Annotated in this window: 16 protein-coding genes; 15 read left to right on the forward strand and 1 reads right to left on the reverse strand. The window is 59.6% G+C overall.

All coding sequences use genetic code 11. The features are described 5' to 3' along the window. Positions 1-304: 304 nt before the first annotated feature. The 9 genes from fliL (at position 305) to ACYYKW_RS14040 (ending at position 9050) form a co-directional block, all read left to right on the forward strand. Complete coding sequence (gene fliL, locus ACYYKW_RS14000; RefSeq protein WP_093103454.1) at positions 305-808, forward strand: flagellar basal body-associated protein FliL; 504 nt, start codon at positions 305-307, stop codon at positions 806-808. A 9-nt stretch (positions 809-817) separates the two neighbouring features. Then, positions 818-1786 carry a flagellar motor switch protein FliM gene (gene fliM / locus ACYYKW_RS14005; RefSeq protein ID WP_003222890.1) on the forward strand — a complete coding sequence of 323 codons (969 nt, stop codon included), beginning with the start codon at positions 818-820 and terminating at the stop codon, positions 1784-1786. A gap of 54 nt (positions 1787-1840) precedes the next feature. Further along, positions 1841-2299, forward strand: coding sequence for a flagellar motor switch protein FliN (gene fliN, locus ACYYKW_RS14010; protein ID WP_016771070.1), 459 nt, complete (start codon positions 1841-1843; stop codon positions 2297-2299). Further along, a complete protein-coding gene (gene fliO, locus ACYYKW_RS14015) occupies positions 2300-2752 on the forward strand; it encodes a flagellar biosynthetic protein FliO (RefSeq protein ID WP_093103451.1) in 453 nt (150 codons plus the stop codon). After that, positions 2752-3510: a flagellar type III secretion system pore protein FliP gene (gene fliP / locus ACYYKW_RS14020; RefSeq protein ID WP_093103448.1), complete on the forward strand. Its 759-nt coding sequence runs from the start codon at positions 2752-2754 to the stop codon at positions 3508-3510. Before fliO ends, fliP begins: the two co-directional genes overlap by 1 nt. Beyond that, positions 3507-3776 carry a flagellar biosynthesis protein FliQ gene (gene fliQ / locus ACYYKW_RS14025; protein ID WP_016771067.1) on the forward strand — a complete coding sequence of 90 codons (270 nt, stop codon included), beginning with the start codon at positions 3507-3509 and terminating at the stop codon, positions 3774-3776. The genes fliP and fliQ overlap by 4 nt, the downstream gene beginning before the upstream one ends. A 3-nt stretch (positions 3777-3779) precedes the next feature. Next, on the forward strand, positions 3780-4565 hold the full coding sequence (gene fliR / locus ACYYKW_RS14030; protein ID WP_090282367.1) for a flagellar biosynthetic protein FliR: 786 nt from the start codon (positions 3780-3782) through the stop codon (positions 4563-4565). Between the two features lie 3 nt (positions 4566-4568). Continuing rightward, positions 4569-5708, forward strand: coding sequence for a flagellar biosynthesis protein FlhB (gene flhB, locus ACYYKW_RS14035; RefSeq protein WP_464990381.1), 1140 nt, complete (start codon positions 4569-4571; stop codon positions 5706-5708). A 216-nt stretch (positions 5709-5924) separates the two neighbouring features. Next, entirely contained in the window at positions 5925-9050 is a 3126-nt protein-coding gene (locus ACYYKW_RS14040) for an Ig-like domain-containing protein (protein ID WP_464990382.1), read from the forward strand. A gap of 175 nt (positions 9051-9225) precedes the next feature. Here the strand turns inward: ACYYKW_RS14040 and ACYYKW_RS14045 are convergent, their stop codons facing one another. After that, positions 9226-9585: a DUF6124 family protein gene (locus tag ACYYKW_RS14045; protein WP_464990383.1), complete on the reverse strand. Its 360-nt coding sequence runs from the start codon at positions 9583-9585 to the stop codon at positions 9226-9228. Positions 9586-10238: 653 nt separating this feature from the next. On the opposite strand from ACYYKW_RS14045, the gene flhA reads away from it, so the two are divergent. The 6 genes from flhA (at position 10239) to ACYYKW_RS14075 (ending at position 16749) form a co-directional block, all read left to right on the forward strand. Then, complete coding sequence (flhA, locus tag ACYYKW_RS14050; RefSeq protein ID WP_336355183.1) at positions 10239-12368, forward strand: flagellar biosynthesis protein FlhA; 2130 nt, start codon at positions 10239-10241, stop codon at positions 12366-12368. Between the two features lie 11 nt (positions 12369-12379). Beyond that, positions 12380-13720 carry a flagellar biosynthesis protein FlhF gene (gene flhF, locus ACYYKW_RS14055; protein WP_090282373.1) on the forward strand — a complete coding sequence of 447 codons (1341 nt, stop codon included), beginning with the start codon at positions 12380-12382 and terminating at the stop codon, positions 13718-13720. A 116-nt stretch (positions 13721-13836) separates the two neighbouring features. Continuing rightward, positions 13837-14667, forward strand: coding sequence for a flagellar synthesis regulator FleN (gene fleN, locus ACYYKW_RS14060; protein WP_016771060.1), 831 nt, complete (start codon positions 13837-13839; stop codon positions 14665-14667). Continuing rightward, the gene (fliA, locus tag ACYYKW_RS14065; RefSeq protein WP_090282374.1) at positions 14664-15404 is read left to right on the forward strand and encodes an RNA polymerase sigma factor FliA; all 741 of its coding nucleotides are present in this window, start codon (positions 14664-14666) and stop codon (positions 15402-15404) included. The genes fleN and fliA overlap by 4 nt, the downstream gene beginning before the upstream one ends. A gap of 167 nt (positions 15405-15571) precedes the next feature. Continuing rightward, the gene (locus ACYYKW_RS14070) at positions 15572-15943 is read left to right on the forward strand and encodes a chemotaxis response regulator CheY (protein WP_024012118.1); all 372 of its coding nucleotides are present in this window, start codon (positions 15572-15574) and stop codon (positions 15941-15943) included. Between the two features lie 17 nt (positions 15944-15960). After that, complete coding sequence (locus tag ACYYKW_RS14075; protein ID WP_042607546.1) at positions 15961-16749, forward strand: protein phosphatase CheZ; 789 nt, start codon at positions 15961-15963, stop codon at positions 16747-16749. Positions 16750-16780: the final 31 nt, after the last annotated feature.

The following is a 16780-nucleotide window of genomic DNA, read 5'->3' on the forward strand; positions in this document are numbered from 1 at the left end:
GCTTCAGATCAAAAGCCCCTCACCCTAGCCCTCTCCCAGAGGGAGAGGGGACTGATTGGGGGATATTGAAGATCTACGCCGACCTGCATCGCCTTCACTGAATCCGTAATCGACTCGGTTTTTCGGGTCGACGCATAACCAAAACCCGACCCGGTCTGCGCCCTCTCCCTCCGGGAGAGGGCTGGGGTGAGGGTGGCTTTTTGACTTTGGCGCTGTCTGCGCACCCTCCGACACTTCTGGCATAACACTTGCTCTTGCCTAGCCGTGCAACTGTAAAACCCCCGATTAGTGACGGATTATTGGCATGGCGAAGAGCGAAGCAGCAGCGGTAAAAGACCCGGCAACCAAAGGCAAACTCAAGCTGATCATTGTGATCGTGCTGGCCTTGCTGTTGGCCATCGGTGCGTCCGTAGGGGCGACCTGGTTCTTCATGCACAGCGCCCAGAGCAAACCTGCCGAGGCCGCCGAAGCTGCGCCGGTCGGCAAGCAGCCGGCGATCTTCGAGCCGATGGCGCCGGCCTTCGTAGCCAACTACAACCAGAACGGCCGTCAGCGCTACATGCAGGTGAGCATCACCATGCTGGCGCGTAACCAGGCCGATCTGGATGCGCTCAAAGTGCACATGCCGGTGATCCGCAACAACCTGGTGATGCTCTTCTCCGGTCAGGATTTCGCCACGCTGGCGACCCCGGTCGGGCAAGAGATGTTGCGCCAGAAGGCCACCGCCAGCGTCCAGGAAGTGGCGCAGAAAGAGCTGGGCAAGGTGGTCATCGAACAGTTGCTTTTCACTAATTTCGTATTGCAGTAGGAACACGACATGGCCGTGCAGGATCTGCTGTCCCAGGATGAAATCGACGCGCTGTTGCATGGCGTCGACGATGGTCTGGTACAGACCGATAACGCTGCCGAACCCGGCAGTGTCAAAAGCTACGACCTGACCAGCCAGGATCGCATCGTCCGTGGACGCATGCCGACCCTGGAAATGATCAACGAGCGTTTCGCCCGCTACACCCGCATCAGCATGTTCAACATGCTGCGCCGCTCGGCGGACGTTGCCGTCGGCGGCGTGCAGGTGATGAAATTCGGCGAATACGTACACTCGCTGTACGTGCCGACCAGCCTCAACCTGGTCAAGATCAAACCGTTGCGCGGCACCGCGCTGTTCATCCTCGACGCCAAACTGGTGTTCAAGCTGGTGGACAACTTCTTCGGCGGCGACGGCCGTCACGCGAAGATCGAAGGGCGTGAATTCACCCCGACCGAACTGCGCGTGGTGCGTATGGTGCTGGAACAGGCGTTCGTCGATCTGAAAGAAGCCTGGCAGGCGATCATGGAAGTCAACTTCGAGTACATCAACTCGGAAGTAAACCCGGCCATGGCCAACATCGTCGGCCCGAGCGAAGCGATCGTTGTCTCCACCTTCCACATCGAGCTCGATGGCGGTGGCGGTGATCTGCACGTCACGATGCCGTATTCGATGATCGAGCCAGTGCGCGAAATGCTCGACGCCGGCTTCCAGTCCGACCTCGACGACCAGGACGAGCGCTGGGTCAATGCCCTGCGCCAGGACGTGCTCGATGTCGACGTGCCGATCGGCGCCACCGTGGCCCGTCGCCAGTTGAAACTGCGCGACATCCTGCACATGCAGCCGGGTGACGTGATCCCGGTCGAGATGCCGGAAGACATGATCATGCGCGCCAACGGCGTGCCGGCCTTCAAGGTCAAGATGGGCTCGCACAAAGGCAACCTCGCGTTGCAAGTGATCGAGCCGATCGAGCGTCGCTGAGGCGACGTTTTCACCCCCGCATTTAACCGAATTGTTGCCCGCCGAGGACACATGATGAACGACGATATGAACGCGCAGGACGATCAGGCACTGGCCGATGAGTGGGCTGCGGCCCTGGAAGAAACCGGTGACGCCGGCCAGGCTGACATTGATGCGCTGCTGGCCGCCGACGCCGGTACTTCGAGCTCCAATCGCCTGCCGATGGAAGAATTCGGCAGCGTGCCGAAAAACAACGACCCGGTAACCCTCGACGGCCCGAACCTGGACGTGATTCTCGACATCCCGGTATCGATCTCGATGGAAGTCGGCAGCACCGACATCAACATCCGCAACCTGCTGCAACTCAACCAGGGTTCGGTGATCGAGCTTGATCGTCTGGCCGGCGAGCCGCTGGACGTGCTGGTCAACGGCACCCTGATCGCTCATGGCGAAGTGGTAGTGGTCAACGAGAAGTTCGGCATCCGCCTGACCGACGTGATCAGCCCAAGCGAACGCATCAAGAAGCTGCGCTGAGTGAAACGTTTTCTCTGGGCATTGCTGGCCTTGCCGCTGAGCGTGCTGGCCGCCGAGCCGAGCGCTTCCACTGCTGCGCCTGCCGCCACCGCGCCGATGGTCAACAGCGGCGTGGCCGGGCAATTGACGCAATTGGTGTTCGGCCTGCTGCTGGTGCTGGGCCTGATCTTCTTCCTCGCCTGGCTGTTGCGTCGGGTGCAGCAGGCAGGTCCGGCGGGCAAGGGCCAGGTGATCGAGCTGATCGGTTCGCGCGCGCTCGGCCCGCGTGACCGCTTGATGCTGGTGCAGGTTGGCAACGAGCAGATTCTGCTCGGCCTCAGCCCCGGCAGCATCACTGCGCTGCATGTACTCAAAGAGCCGGTCGAAGTGCCCACCGCCAGCGAAAAAGCCACACCGGAATTTGCCCAGCATCTGCTGAAGATTCTCGGCAAGGATCAGAAGGATACGAAGTAATGGCTGCGCTCCGCATCGTCTTGACGCTGGCCCTGATGCTGGCCGCGCCGTTGGCATTGGCTGCCGATCCGTTGTCGATCCCGGCGATCACCCTGGGCACCAATGCCGAGGGCGCGCAGGAATACTCGGTCAGCCTGCAGATCCTGCTGATCATGACCGCCCTGAGTTTTATTCCGGCGGCCGTGATCCTGATGACCAGTTTCACGCGGATCATCATTGTCTTTTCGATCCTGCGTCAGGCCCTCGGCCTGCAGCAGACGCCATCGAACCAGATCCTCACCGGCATGGCGCTGTTCCTCACCCTGTTCATCATGGCCCCGGTGTTCGATCGGGTGAACAAGGACGCGCTGCAACCGTATCTGGCCGAAACCCTCACCGCGCAGCAAGCGGTGGAAAAGGCCCAGGTGCCGATCAAGGACTTCATGCTCGCCCAGACCCGCACCAGCGATCTGGAGCTGTTCATGCGCCTGTCCAAGCGCACCGACATCGCTACTCCGGATCAGGCACCGCTGACCATTCTGGTGCCGGCGTTCGTCACTTCCGAGCTTAAGACCGCGTTCCAGATCGGCTTCATGATCTTCATCCCGTTTCTGATCATCGACCTTGTCGTCGCGAGCGTGCTGATGGCCATGGGTATGATGATGCTCTCGCCGCTGATCATTTCGTTGCCGTTCAAGATCATGCTGTTCGTGCTGGTCGATGGCTGGGCGCTGATCATCGGCACCCTCGCCAGCAGTTTTGGAGGTGTCTCGCCATGACGCCGGAAGTTGCGGTCGATATCTTTCGTGAAGCCCTGTGGCTGACCACCATGATGGTCGCCATTCTGGTGGTGCCGAGCCTCTTGGTCGGCCTGCTGGTGTCGATGTTTCAGGCCGCGACGCAGATCAACGAACAGACCTTGAGCTTTCTGCCGCGTCTTTTGGTGATGCTGGTGACGCTGATCATCGGCGGTCCGTGGATCGTGCAGACGTTCATGGAATACATCATCCAGCTGTACAAAAACATTCCGATGGTCATCGGCTAAGCCATGCAATCGCTGCTTCAGCTGACCGACACCCAGATCAGCACCTGGGTGGCGTCGTTCATGTTGCCGCTGTTTCGCGTCGCCTCGATGCTGATGGTCATGCCGATCTTCGGCACCACCCTGATTCCACGGCGCGTGCGCCTGTATTTTGCAGTGGCGATCACGGTGGTGATTACCCCGGCGCTGCCACCGATGCCAGCTGTCAGCCCGCTGGATCTGAGCGGCCTGCTGCTGATCGCCGAGCAGATTCTGGTCGGCGCGGTACTGGGTTTTTCCCTGCAATTGTTCTTTCAGGCATTTGCCGTGGCCGGGCAGATCGTCGCGATCCAGATGGGCATGGGCTTCGCCTCGATGATCGACCCCACCAACGGCGTTTCGGTGGCGGTGATCGGGCAGTTCTTCACCATGCTGGTGACGCTGTTGTTCCTGTCGATGAACGGCCATCTGGTGGTCTTCGAAGTCCTCACTGAAAGCTTCACCACGCTGCCGGTAGGCGGCGGTCTGATGACCGCTCACTACTGGGAACTGGCCGGCAAGCTCGGCTGGGTGCTCGGCGCCGCGTTGTTGCTGGTGTTGCCGGCGGTGACCGCGCTGCTGGTGGTCAACATCGCCTTCGGCGTGATGACCCGCGCCGCGCCGCAACTGAACATTTTCTCGATCGGTTTTCCGCTGACCCTGGTGCTCGGCCTGTTCATTGTCTGGGTCGGGCTGGCGGACATTCTCAACCAGTATCAGCCGCTGGCCAGCGAGGCCTTGCAGTTGCTACGCGAACTGGCACGGGCGCGCTGAGTCATGGCAGAGAGCGAAAGCGGTCAGGACAAAACAGAAGACCCCACGGAGAAACGCAAAAAGGACTCCCGTGAGAAGGGCGAGATTGCCCGCTCCAAAGAGCTCAACACCCTCGCCGTGATGATGGCTGGTGCCGCGGCATTGCTGATCTTCGGCGGCATGCTCGCGCAAGAATTGATGGAGCTGATGCGCCTGAACTTCAGCCTGTCCCGCGAAGTGGTGATGGATCAGGGCGCCATGGGCCGCTTCTTGATGCAGTCGGGCCTGATGGCGCTGCTGGCGATTCAGCCGGTGATGATCACCTTGTTGATCGCCGCCATCGTCGGCCCAATCTCCCTCGGCGGCTGGCTGTTCGCCGCCGGTTCGCTGGCCCCCAAGTTCAGCCGGATGAATCCGGCCGCCGGCCTGAAACGAATGTTTTCCTTCAAGGCCGTGGTCGAACTGCTCAAGGCGCTGGCCAAGTTTCTGATCACCCTCGGCGTGGCGCTGGTGGTGCTGTCGGCCGACGTCGACGACTTGTTGCGCATCGCCCATGAGCCGCTGGATCAGGCGATCATTCACAGCGTGTTGCTGGTCGGCTGGAGCACCCTGTGGCTGGCCTGCGGCCTGATCATCATCGCCGCCGTCGACGTGCCGGTGCAGCTGTGGGAAGCGCACAAGAAACTGCTGATGACCAAGCAGGAGGTGCGCGACGAACACAAGGATCAGGAAGGCCGCCCGGAAGTCAAACAGCGCATCCGCCAGACCCAGCGCGAAATGTCCCAGCGCCGCATGATGGCGGCGATCCCCGACGCCGACGTGGTCATCACCAACCCGACCCACTACGCCGTCGCGCTCAAATACGACTCGGAGAAGGGCGGCGCACCGGTGCTGCTGGCCAAGGGCAGCGACTTCCTCGCCCTGAAAATCCGCGAAATCGCCGTCGCCAACAACGTCATGCTCCTCGAATCGCCGGGCCTGGCTCGCTCGATCTACTACTCCACCGAGCTGGATCAGGAGATTCCTGGCGGGCTGTATCTGGCGGTGGCGCAGGTGCTGGCGTACGTCTACCAGATCCGCCAGTACCGAGCCGGCAAGGGCAAGCGGCCTGACCCGCTGAAGGATGACTTGCCGATTCCGCCGGATTTGCGTCGCGATTCCTGACGTTGCTGCGCAGGCATTGGTCTGAGATCTCCCTTCACTGTCAACTCTTACAGGTGCGCTCGCGAACGACAAAGTTTCCTCCTGCTTCGTCAGCGCCGTTCGTCTGAAACCTGCGCGCACCTGTTAGTTCTGACAGTGGTCGGATGTTTGCGTCAAGTATCCAATGTCCTCTGCAGATCCCTGGCAAACCGCTACGGATTTTTCAGGAGCAGGGCGATGACTGGTTTGATGGAGATGCCGATTGAGGACGTTATCGACGATACGCAACGTGACGTCGTTCCTTTCGATCCAAGCGGAGGGCTGGGCCTTTTTTCCCTCTTTCCGCCCAATATTCCCGGGCAGTTTACTTATATCGTTTTTCCACCGGCGCAAGTCGGGGTCAACCGCCCCATGCTTTTTACCAGTGCCAAGGGGTTGCTGGTGCTGGTGCAGGCCTATCTGTATATGGCCAAAGACGACACGATTCGTCTCTACATTGATCAGAATTTGGTCGATACGGCGGTATTGCCGGCTGATCACGGTGATCATGACGTCGTGATGCATATTCCCGCGGACAAAGTGCTGCCTGGCGTGCACACCCTGCGCTACGCGATTTCGCGCAAAAGCGGTCAGCCGCCTGAAGGGGCGCAACTTGAGGTCTGGTTCAAGATCGATCCTCCGGGCGGCATCGATCCCGAGCCGGATATGCCCGGCCATCAGCGTCTCAAACCGGCTCAACTGCCGTTCAAAGAGGGAGAGGTCATTGACAAGAATGCCGCTGCAAACGGCTTTATAGCGACCATCCCCCCTTGGCTATTCATGACAGAGGGGGACGTATTGACCCTCTGGTTCCACGGCATTGAAGTCGCCCCCTACACGGTAAAGGGGAGCGACGTCGGAAAAGCAATCAGTGTGCTCGTTACGAAAGAAAATATTGAGCATGCGGGGCCCGCCAATCCCGCCGTAGTGGTCTATCAGATTAAAGATCAGGTGGAAAACGTCAGCGATTTCTCGGAGCGCGCGACGGTCATCAGCGATCCGGCGAATGTCTGGCTTGGTCCAGTAGTCGTCCCTCTTGCCAATGAAGATAAGGTCAGCCTTGATGAGGTTGGATTCTATGATCTGGGGGCTCAGATCATTACGCGCCCTGGCTTTGCGCTGAAGGAGAAACTACTGCTTCGATGGAAGGCCAAGACACAAAGCGGTGAAGTGGTCGAGCACAGTGAAGAACAGACGATCACTCGTCTCGGCATTCAGTCTTTCAATATTCCTAATAGCGTTGTAAAGGCCAGCGCGCCCGGGCAGGTGCAAGTGGATTACCTGCGCATCAAGGCAGTTGGCCCAGATGATCGCTCCCAGGTCTACATCTTCGCGTTGCTTGGGAAAACGTTGCGACTGCCCGCTCCGAAAATAGCGGATCTGGTTGGCGGTACCCTCGACCCTGCGCTGAGCCTGACCACGGTGTTTTGCGGTCCCGATGCCCGGATCAAGAAGGGCTTCAGAGTCACACTGACCTGGATGGGCACCAGTGCCTCCGGGCGCCCGCACTTGTATCAGACTTACCGCGACGTCAGTGACCGGTTGGTTGGCCGCGCCATCCCCTTCAGCGTGACCGCCGAAGATATCGCGCCATTGATCAGAGGGTCGGTCCGTGTGTCGTATCACGTCAGTCATGCCACGTTGAAACCTGCGTTGGCTTCTGAAGTGACGACTGCGCGCATCGGGGAGCTTGTTCCTGCCCTGCCTGCGCCAAAAGTGGATGGCATCATTGCCGACGTGCTCAATCCGTTGCATGTGCCGCATGGCACGGATATCCGGATTGCGGCGGCCGCCTATACCCTTTTGGGCGATGTGGTGCATGTGGAAGGTCGAGGAGATGCGGGCGGGAAGGGCTACCGGGACTCGTTGCCGATCGAGCAAATGCCGGTCGACGAGCCGCTCCGGTTCAGGCTGGACTGGGATACCATCGAGCTTAATCGGGAGCAGTTCTTCAATCTGCTTTGGTGGATCGAGCGGCCAGACGAACTGCCTAAGTCATCCGCATTGCTCGAATTTTATATCGGAGACCCGGCGCAGTCGTTGCAGCCGCCTACGGTTCGCCGCGCTCCGGATGGTGTGCTTGACCCGTTGGAAAACCATGAAGGCGTCAGAGCACGCATACAGATAGCCAGTCCACGCCCGGGTGATCAGGTTCGGCTACTGGTTAAAGGCGCGCCTGGAGAAGGTTCGCCGACGTTTGAACCGCAACCGTTGAATGTAGACAATGTTGCAGTCTTTTTTCTGCAGCCGTCATTCATTGCGCACAATCTTGGAGAACAGGTTGAGCTGCGCTCCGAATTGATCAGAAATGGCAAGGCTATACAGTCCATGCCTCTGATATTGAAGGTGACAACAATCAGCGACATGGATCCCGCCCTGACCCATCCGCAGATTGTGGAAGCGGGGGCTGTGCCGTTTATCGATCTGAGAATCATCAAGACTGATCTCACGTGCGTGGTCAAGCCACCGCTGCCGATTGCTGTGGCCGGGCAAAGGGTCTGGCTCAGTGTCATCAGTGAAGGGGTCGCGCCATTATCGTTGCGCGCCGGCATTGCGTTGACTGCTGAAGAAATCACGCAAGGCATCAGTGTCAAGGCTGACCGCAGCTGGTTCTATGCGCTCAAGGATCTCGCTACCTGTGAGTTGACCTGCAAAATAGCGTTGCGCAGCACGGACACCGAGGACTCTGCGCTGAAGCTTCCGGTGGTGAAGTACACGGTGAAGGTTACGGAGGCGCTGGCGATCAATACCGGTCCGATGTTGCTTAATGGTGTGAAACTAGTGGGGGGGGCGGCTTACGGATTACGAGAGCGGGAAGTTGTCAATAATGTGCAGGTGCGCGTGCCAACGGGCGGCCGAACGCCCTATACCTATCAATCGGCCAATGCGGGTGTAGCGACCGTTGACGCCAATGGCAAGGTTGCCGGGATGCGTAACGGATCGACCACCATCACCGTGATGGATGCCGATCAGCAAAAGGTTTCGTATTCGGTGCAAGTGACAAATGTCTATCGGCTTGTATTAGGCACTGCTTTCCTGAGTGTGGCCGAGGCGCATTCATGGCTTAGCCAGTCCGGAGCCACCCGTTACAACAATAATCAGCCGTTCGGCGCGGTCCACCTGCATGCGAATTTTGTCGACTTGACTCCCTTGTTCGATGCAAGAGGTGCGTATTATGGCCGATTTATTGCTATCAACCTTTCCTTTGCCACTCCCTACGTCGTCTATTACGAGCTGTTGGATAACGGAGTGTTGGCGGGCGCAAGCTGCTCAGTCGCGGACAACACGACTCGTAAACGGTGGATGGCGTATCACTTGACCTGACGTACAGGCGACTTGTCAGGCGCCGGGAGATTTTTTCCGTGCGCCTTTTTTTGATCGTTCCCACGCGTAGCGAAGGTATGCAGCCCAGGATGCTCCGCGTCCCGCTCAAAGCCGAACGCGGACGCCCCGTTGAGGCATTCTTGTCGGCGCGTGGGAACCATCGTCGGGAGAGGTACTACTGCGGCAACTCCAGATTATCCAGCGCCCGACTCACCGCCAATTCCCCAAGCATGATCAATTGCGCAATCCCCAGCAGCGTTCTGCGTTGCGAGGCGGGGATGAGATTGGCGAAGTCATTGGCGATGGTTCTGGCCGAGGCGAGGGTTTCGCAGGCGTTGGCCAGCAGTTCTTCGTTTTTGAAATCCGCGGTCACGGCGTACATCGTGCGTTTTTTACGCGGCGGTGGCGGCGAGCCGGGCGGGCAGAGGTAGTGATCGAGGGCGCGGTCGGCGGCGTCGTGGAGCTTGGTGGAGTCGAGGGATTCGTAGGGGGAAGTGGGGTCGGTTTCCGGCGGGTTTGGCGTTGGTTTGGTCATGGTGGAACTCCTTTGTGGTGGAGCCGCCAAATCCAGTCGCTAAACAGGATAGGTGGCGGCTGTACGCAGGTTAGCGAACCGGTCAAAGGCACCCGGTAGACCCGAAGGCCTCCCGCATACAGCCACCATAACGAAGTTGCAGACATACCGATCCGCAACCAAGCCTGGAACGCTGATGCACCTTTAATCTGATCCGGGTCGCTAAACCCGATCGCTGATTCGTCAGCGACCGGACCACAATAGAACCCGACCCCAAAGCGCACAAGCCGGCGGATTCTGGCTTGGCTGTAGGCAATGGCGCAAGGATTTGTAGCCTTGAGACCGTGTCTGCAGGTGTCTTTTAAACCGCTTCGTTTAAATCAAGAAATTTGTGCCGGACATGCGGGCCTCTTCGCGAGCAGGCTCGCTCCCACAAAGGACTGCATTGCAAATGTGAGAGTGAAATGCACGCCAGATGCAGGAGTGAGCCTGCTCGCGATAGCGGAGTGTCAGTTGGCTAATTTATTGGATGACACACCGCTATCGCGAGCAGGCTCACTCCTGCACTGGCCGTGTTTTTCAGTCCTTTGCAAAAGTTGGAAGGCTTCTTGCAATAGCCGCCCTGCGCCCGTTCGGGGCGTCAAAAGTTTGCTTTAAAGGAACGGGGAAAACCGGTGGATCGCTCTCAGTTATTCAACACTGCTCGCACAAACGTTGCCGACCTCAGTCGAGGCAATCTGGGTGTGCCGTTGTTGCTGCTGGTGATGCTGGCGATGATGATGTTGCCGGTGCCGCCGTTCCTGCTCGACGTCTTCTTTACCTTCAACATCGCGCTGTCGATCGTGGTCCTGCTGGTCTGCGTGTATGCGCTGCGGCCGCTGGATTTCGCCGTGTTCCCGACGATTCTGCTGGTCGCGACGCTGTTGCGACTGGCACTGAACGTGGCCTCGACGCGGGTGGTGATGCTCCACGGTCAGGACGGCCATGCCGCAGCCGGTAAAGTGATCCAGGCCTTCGGTGAGGTGGTGATCGGCGGTAACTACGTGGTCGGTATCGTGGTGTTCGCGATCCTGATGATCATCAACTTCGTCGTGGTGACCAAGGGTGCCGGGCGGATTTCCGAGGTGAGCGCGCGCTTCACCCTCGATGCGATGCCCGGCAAACAAATGGCGATTGACGCCGACCTCAACGCCGGCCTGATCGACCAGAATCAAGCCAAGTCGCGCCGTCAGGAAGTCGCCCAGGAGGCGGAGTTCTACGGTTCGATGGACGGTGCCAGCAAGTTCGTCCGCGGTGACGCCATCGCCGGCCTGCTGATTCTGTTCATCAACCTCATCGGCGGCATGGCCGTGGGTATCTTCCAGCACGGCATGAGCTTCGGCGATGCGGGCAAGGTTTACGCCTTGCTGACCATCGGTGACGGTTTGGTGGCGCAATTGCCATCACTGTTGTTATCGACAGCGGCGGCGATCATGGTGACCCGTGCTTCCGGCTCGGAAGACATGGGCAAGCAGATCAACCGGCAGATGTTCGCCTCGCCGAAAGCGCTGGCCGTGGCCGCAGGTTTGATGGCGGTGATGGGCCTGGTGCCGGGCATGCCGCATTTCTCTTTCCTGAGCATGGCCGCGCTGGCCGCTGGCGGCGCCTACCTGTTCTGGAAAAAGCAGAACGTCGCCAAGGTCGTGGCGCTGGAAGAGGTCAAGCGTCAGCAGGAACTGCTGCCGTCGCCCGCCCGTGCCATGGAAACCAAGGAACTGGGCTGGGATGACGTCACGCCGATCGACATGATCGGCCTGGAAGTCGGCTACCGCCTGATTCCGCTGGTGGACCGCAATCAGGGTGGGCAGTTGCTGGCGCGGATCAAGGGCGTGCGCAAGAAGCTCTCGCAGGATCTGGGCTTCCTGATGCCGACCGTGCACATCCGTGACAACCTCGATCTGGCGCCGAGTGCTTATCGCCTGACGCTGATGGGCGTGATCCTGGCGGAGGCCGAGATCTACCCGGATCGCGAGCTGGCGATCAACCCGGGCCAGGTCTACGGCACGCTCAACGGTATCAACGCCAAAGATCCGGCTTTTGGTCTGGAGGCGGTGTGGATCGAAATCAGCCAGCGCGCCCAGGCGCAATCGCTTGGCTACACCGTGGTCGACGCCAGCACCGTGGTTGCGACGCACTTGAACCAGATTCTGTACAAGCACTCCAGTGAGCTGATCGGCCACGAAGAAGTCCAGCAACTCATGCAATTGCTGGCCAAGAGCTCGCCGAAACTGGCTGAAGAGTTGGTGCCGGGTGTGGTTTCGCTGTCGCAGTTGCTCAAAGTGCTGCAGGCGTTGCTTGCCGAACACGTGCCGGTGCGCGATATCCGCAGCATCGCCGAAGCCATCGCCAACAACGCCGCCAAGAGTCAAGATACCGCCGCGCTGGTGGCTGCCGTGCGGGTCGGCGTATCCCGTGCAATCGTCCAAAGCATTGTAGGCACTGAGTCCGAGCTGCCTGTGATCACATTGGAACCAAGGTTGGAACAGATATTGCTCAATAGTCTGCAGAAGGCAGGACAAGGCTCGGAAGAGGGCGTTCTGCTGGAGCCAAGCATGGCCGAGAAGCTGCAACGTTCGTTGATCGAAGCGGCGCAGCGTCAGGAAATGCAAGGTCAGCCGGTGATCCTGTTGGTTGCCGGCCCGATCCGCGCGATGCTCTCGCGCTTCGGCCGCCTCGCCGTCCCCGGACTGCATGTGCTGGCCTACCAGGAAATACCGGACAACAAGCAAGTGACCATCGTTGCGACAGTAGGGCCCAACGGCTGAGGTAGTGGTTTATGCAAGTTAAGCGTTTTTTCGCCGCCGATATGCGTCAGGCCATGAAGCTGGTTCGCGATGAGCTGGGCGCTGATGCCGCCATCATCGGTAACCGCCGCATTGCCGGCGGCGTCGAGTTGACGGCAGCACTGGATTACAAATTGTCGGCGCTGGCGCCACGGGTTCCGAACATGGAACTCGAGGACGAGCTGCGCAAGACCCAGTCGCGCATCGTCACCGCACAGGCCGAATTGAGCCTGCGTGGCGAAGCCGACGGCAACACCAATCAGCAGTTGTTCGCCGGGCTGCCGTTGACGGCCGGCCTGCCGCTGACCGCTGCCGAACCGTTGACCGAGCCGACCTACGCTGCACCGGCGCGTCCGGCCGCAGCGCCTGCGCAGGCTTCGGCGGGCGTCGATCCGCGTGCGCTGGATTCGATGCGTTTTGAGTTGAACAGCCTGCGCGAACTGATGGAAGTGCAGCTCGGCACGCTGGCCTGGAATCAGCTGCAGGGCAGCCGCCCGGCGCAAGCCAATCTGTATCGCCGTCTGCAGCGCATCGGCCTGTCCGGCCCGCTGTCGCGTGATCTGCTGTCGATGATCACCGATATCGAAGAGCCGCGTCAGGCCTGGCGCATGTTGCTCGCGCATCTGGCGCGGATGATTGCCGTGCCGGAAGTCGAGCCGCTGGAAGAGGGCGGTGTGATTGCGATGGTCGGCCCTGCCGGCATGGGCAAGACCACCACGCTGGCCAAGCTGGCGGCGCGTTATGTGCTCAAGTACGGCGCGCAGAATGTGGCGCTGGTGAGCATGGACAGCTTCCGCATCGGTGCGCAGGAACAACTCAAGACCCTGGGCCGCATTCTCAATGTGCCGGTGACCCACGTCGATCCGGGCCAGTCGCTGGTACAGGCGCTCGATCCGCTGCTGCGCAAGCGCGTGGTGCTGATCGATACCGCCGGCCTGCAGGCCAGCGATCCGGCGCTGCGCATGCAGCTGGAAAGCCTGGCCGGGCGGGGCATTCGCTCAAAAAATTATCTGGTCCTGGCAACCACCAGCCAGAAACAGGTTCTAACCGCCGCTTATCATAGTTACAAGCGTTGCGGGCTGGCCGGCTGCATTCTGACTAAACTGGATGAAACAGCCAGTCTTGGTGAAGTGTTGAGCCTGGCGATCAGTCATGAATTGCCGGTCGCGTACCTGACCGATGGCCCACGGATTCCGGATGATCTGCATCTGCCGCGCCGTCATCAACTGGTCAGCCGCGCCGTCAGCGTGCAAATGCAGGAAGAACCCAGCGAAGAAGCCATGGCTGACATGTTCGCTGATATCTATCACAGCCCGACCAAGCAGGTTGGCTGAGGTAATCATGAACAGTTTTTGTACCTACATCGATGGTCTGCCACGCATTGTTCCGATCCGGAACGCGCAGCCAGTAATGTGGCCTCCGTCTATGCAAGACAAGGTAAAGAAATAACATGGGCAGCATGCATCCCGTACAGGTGATCGCGGTGACCGGCGGCAAAGGTGGCGTCGGCAAGACTAACGTGTCAGTGAACTTGTCGCTGGCGCTGGCAGAGCTTGGCCGTCGGGTCATGCTGCTGGACGCCGACCTCGGTCTGGCGAACGTCGACGTTCTGCTGGGGCTGACCCCCAAACGCACGCTGGCCGACGTGATCGAAGGCCGCTGTGAACTGCGCGACGTGCTGTTGCAGGGCCCGGGCGGGATTCGCATCGTGCCGGCGGCGTCCGGCACGCAGAGCATGGTCCACCTGAGCCCGGCGCAGCACGCCGGCCTGATTCAGGCGTTCAGCGACATCGGCGACAATCTCGACGTGCTGGTGATCGACACCGCTGCGGGCATTGGTGACTCGGTAGTCAGTTTCGTCCGCGCCGCGCAGGAAGTGTTGCTGGTGGTGTGTGACGAGCCGACCTCGATCACCGACGCCTACGCACTGATCAAACTGCTCAACCGCGATTACGGCATGAACCGCTTCCGCGTCCTCGCCAACATGGCGCAGAGCCCGCAGGAAGGGCGCAACCTGTTCGCCAAGTTGACCAAGGTCACGGACCGTTTCCTTGACGTCGCCCTACAATACGTCGGCGCCGTCCCGTATGACGAAAGCGTGCGCAAGGCCGTGCAGAAACAACGCGCCGTCTACGAAGCCTTTCCACGCTCCAAGTGCGCCCTGGCCTTCAAGGCCATCGCGCAGAAGGTCGACACGTGGCCGTTGCCGGCCAACCCGCGCGGCCATCTGGAGTTTTTCGTCGAGCGTCTCGTGCAGCAAACCGCAGGGCCTGTGATATGACCGCCAGTGGCATGAATCTTTACAAGAAGTCGGCGCGTGACGCGCAGTACGAGTTGATCGAGCGTTACGCGCCACTGGTCAAGCGCATTGCCTATCACTTGCTGGCACGTTTGCCAGCCAGTGTGCAGGTCGAAGACCTGATCCAGGCCGGTATGATCGGCCTGCTCGAAGTGTCGACCAAATACGACGCCAGCAAGGGCGCCAGTTTCGAAACGTACGCGGGCATTCGAATCCGCGGCGCGATGCTCGATGAAGTGCGCAAAGGGGATTGGGCGCCACGCTCGGTCCACCGCAATACCCGGATGGTCAGCGACGCAATTCGCTCGATTGAAGCTAAAACCGGCCGTGACGCTAAAGATCACGAGGTTGCGGCCGAACTCCAATTGAGTCTCGACGATTATTACGGGATTCTGAATGACACTTTGGGCAGCCGCCTGTTCAGTTTCGACGACCTCTTGCAGGACGGCGAACACGAAGGGCTGCACGAGGATGGCGCCAGTGCTCATATGGAGCCGTCACGCGATCTGGAAGATGAACGCTTCCAGACGGCGCTGGCGGACGCGATTGCCAATTTGCCGGAGCGTGAGCGACTGGTGTTGGCGCTGTACTACGACGAAGAGCTGAACCTCAAGGAGATCGGTGAAGTCCTTGGCGTCAGTGAATCGCGGGTCAGCCAGTTACACAGCCAGTGCGCGGCCCGTTTGCGGGGGCGTTTGGGGGAGTGGCGAGCGCGCTGAAGGCAGTGTGGGGACACTGCGAAACGAGGCTGGTGCGGTGATGAGCGGCGCCGGTCTCGATCCGTTGTGCTCCAGACAAACTTTAAGTGCTGCGCCAATTGATTGAAGTGGCGCGTCCAGGTGCTGGGCGCGTTTAAGACTGCTTGGAGGTCGAATTGAACAAAGACATGAAAATCCTCATCGTTGATGACTTCTCAACGATGCGGCGGATCATCAAGAACCTGCTGCGCGATCTTGGGTTCACCAACACCGTCGAGGCCGACGATGGCACCACCGCCATCCCGGTACTCAACAGCGGCAGCATCGACTTTCTGGTAACGGACTGGAACATGCCGGGCATGACCGGTATCGACCTGCTGCGCCATGTGCGCGCCGATGAAAAACTCAAGCACCTGCCAGTGTTGATGGTGACCGCTGAAGCCAAGCGTGAGCAGATCATCGAAGCCGCTCAGGCCGGTGTGAATGGCTACGTGGTCAAACCTTTCACGGCTCAGGCGTTGAAAGACAAAATCGAGAAGATTTTCGAACGCATCGGCTGAGAACGCGCGGGGGAGCTATGGAGCATAACGAATCTTCACAGGGCGATTTTGAATCGACCCTGAAAAAACACGCGGTCGAACTGGTCGAGAGCCTTGAAAAAGGCAGGTTCGGCGACGCGGTGCAACTGATCCATGAGCTCAATCAGACCCGTGACCGTGGCCTGTATCAGGAAGTGGGCAAGCTCACGCGTGAACTGCACAGTGCGATCGTCAATTTCCAGATCGATCCGCACATGCCGCAGGCCGAGGAAGTGTCGCAAATCACCGACGCCACCGAACGCCTGGGCTATGTAGTCAAGCTGACGGAAGCCGCGGCCAACCGCACCATGGATCTGGTGGAAAGCGCCACGCCGGTGGTCAACAGTCTGGCCGATGAAGCCCAGACGTTGAGCGCCGATTGGGGTCGCTTCATGCGTCGCGAGGTCGGGGCTGAAGAGTTCCGCGAGCTGGCGCGCCGGGTCGACGGTTTTCTGTCACGCAGCAGCACGGACAACCGTGCGGTGTCGAGCAATCTCAACGACATCCTGCTGGCCCAGGATTACCAGGACCTCACCGGTCAGGTGATCAAGCGCGTGACCCAACTGGTCACCGAAGTCGAAAGCAATCTGCTCAAACTCGTCCTCATGGCCAGTCAGGTCGACCGCTTTGCGGGCATCGAACATGACCGTGCCGCGATGCTTGCCGAAAAAGATCCACAAAAACATCTCTCGCAGGGTGAAGGTCCGCAGATTCATGCCGATAAACGAGAAGACGTTGTGTCCGGTCAGGACGATGTGGACGATTTGTTATCCAGCCTTGGATTCTAGATTTTCGGAATTTCGGGTTTTTTGGGTTTTT

This window comes from Pseudomonas sp. 15C (genome assembly GCF_055484735.1).

Bases quoted from the DNA above. Each gene is read 5' to 3' on its own strand.
- fliP (WP_093103448.1), top strand. From the start codon at position 2,752: ATGGCTGCGCTCCGCATCGTCTTGACGCTGGCCCTGATGCTGGCCGCG.
- flhB (WP_464990381.1), top strand. From the start codon at position 4,569: ATGGCAGAGAGCGAAAGCGGTCAGGACAAAACAGAAGACCCCACGGAG.
- ACYYKW_RS14075 (WP_042607546.1), top strand. From the start codon at position 15,961: ATGGAGCATAACGAATCTTCACAGGGCGATTTTGAATCGACCCTGAAA.
- fliQ (WP_016771067.1), top strand. From the start codon at position 3,507: ATGACGCCGGAAGTTGCGGTCGATATCTTTCGTGAAGCCCTGTGGCTG.
- flhF (WP_090282373.1), top strand. From the start codon at position 12,380: ATGCAAGTTAAGCGTTTTTTCGCCGCCGATATGCGTCAGGCCATGAAG.
- ACYYKW_RS14070 (WP_024012118.1), top strand. From the start codon at position 15,572: ATGAAAATCCTCATCGTTGATGACTTCTCAACGATGCGGCGGATCATC.
- fliL (WP_093103454.1), top strand. From the start codon at position 305: ATGGCGAAGAGCGAAGCAGCAGCGGTAAAAGACCCGGCAACCAAAGGC.
- fleN (WP_016771060.1), top strand. From the start codon at position 13,837: ATGGGCAGCATGCATCCCGTACAGGTGATCGCGGTGACCGGCGGCAAA.
- fliA (WP_090282374.1), top strand. From the start codon at position 14,664: ATGACCGCCAGTGGCATGAATCTTTACAAGAAGTCGGCGCGTGACGCG.
- fliR (WP_090282367.1), top strand. From the start codon at position 3,780: ATGCAATCGCTGCTTCAGCTGACCGACACCCAGATCAGCACCTGGGTG.
- fliM (WP_003222890.1), top strand. From the start codon at position 818: ATGGCCGTGCAGGATCTGCTGTCCCAGGATGAAATCGACGCGCTGTTG.
- ACYYKW_RS14040 (WP_464990382.1), top strand. From the start codon at position 5,925: ATGACTGGTTTGATGGAGATGCCGATTGAGGACGTTATCGACGATACG.
- fliN (WP_016771070.1), top strand. From the start codon at position 1,841: ATGAACGACGATATGAACGCGCAGGACGATCAGGCACTGGCCGATGAG.
- ACYYKW_RS14045 (WP_464990383.1), bottom strand. From the start codon at position 9,585: ATGACCAAACCAACGCCAAACCCGCCGGAAACCGACCCCACTTCCCCC.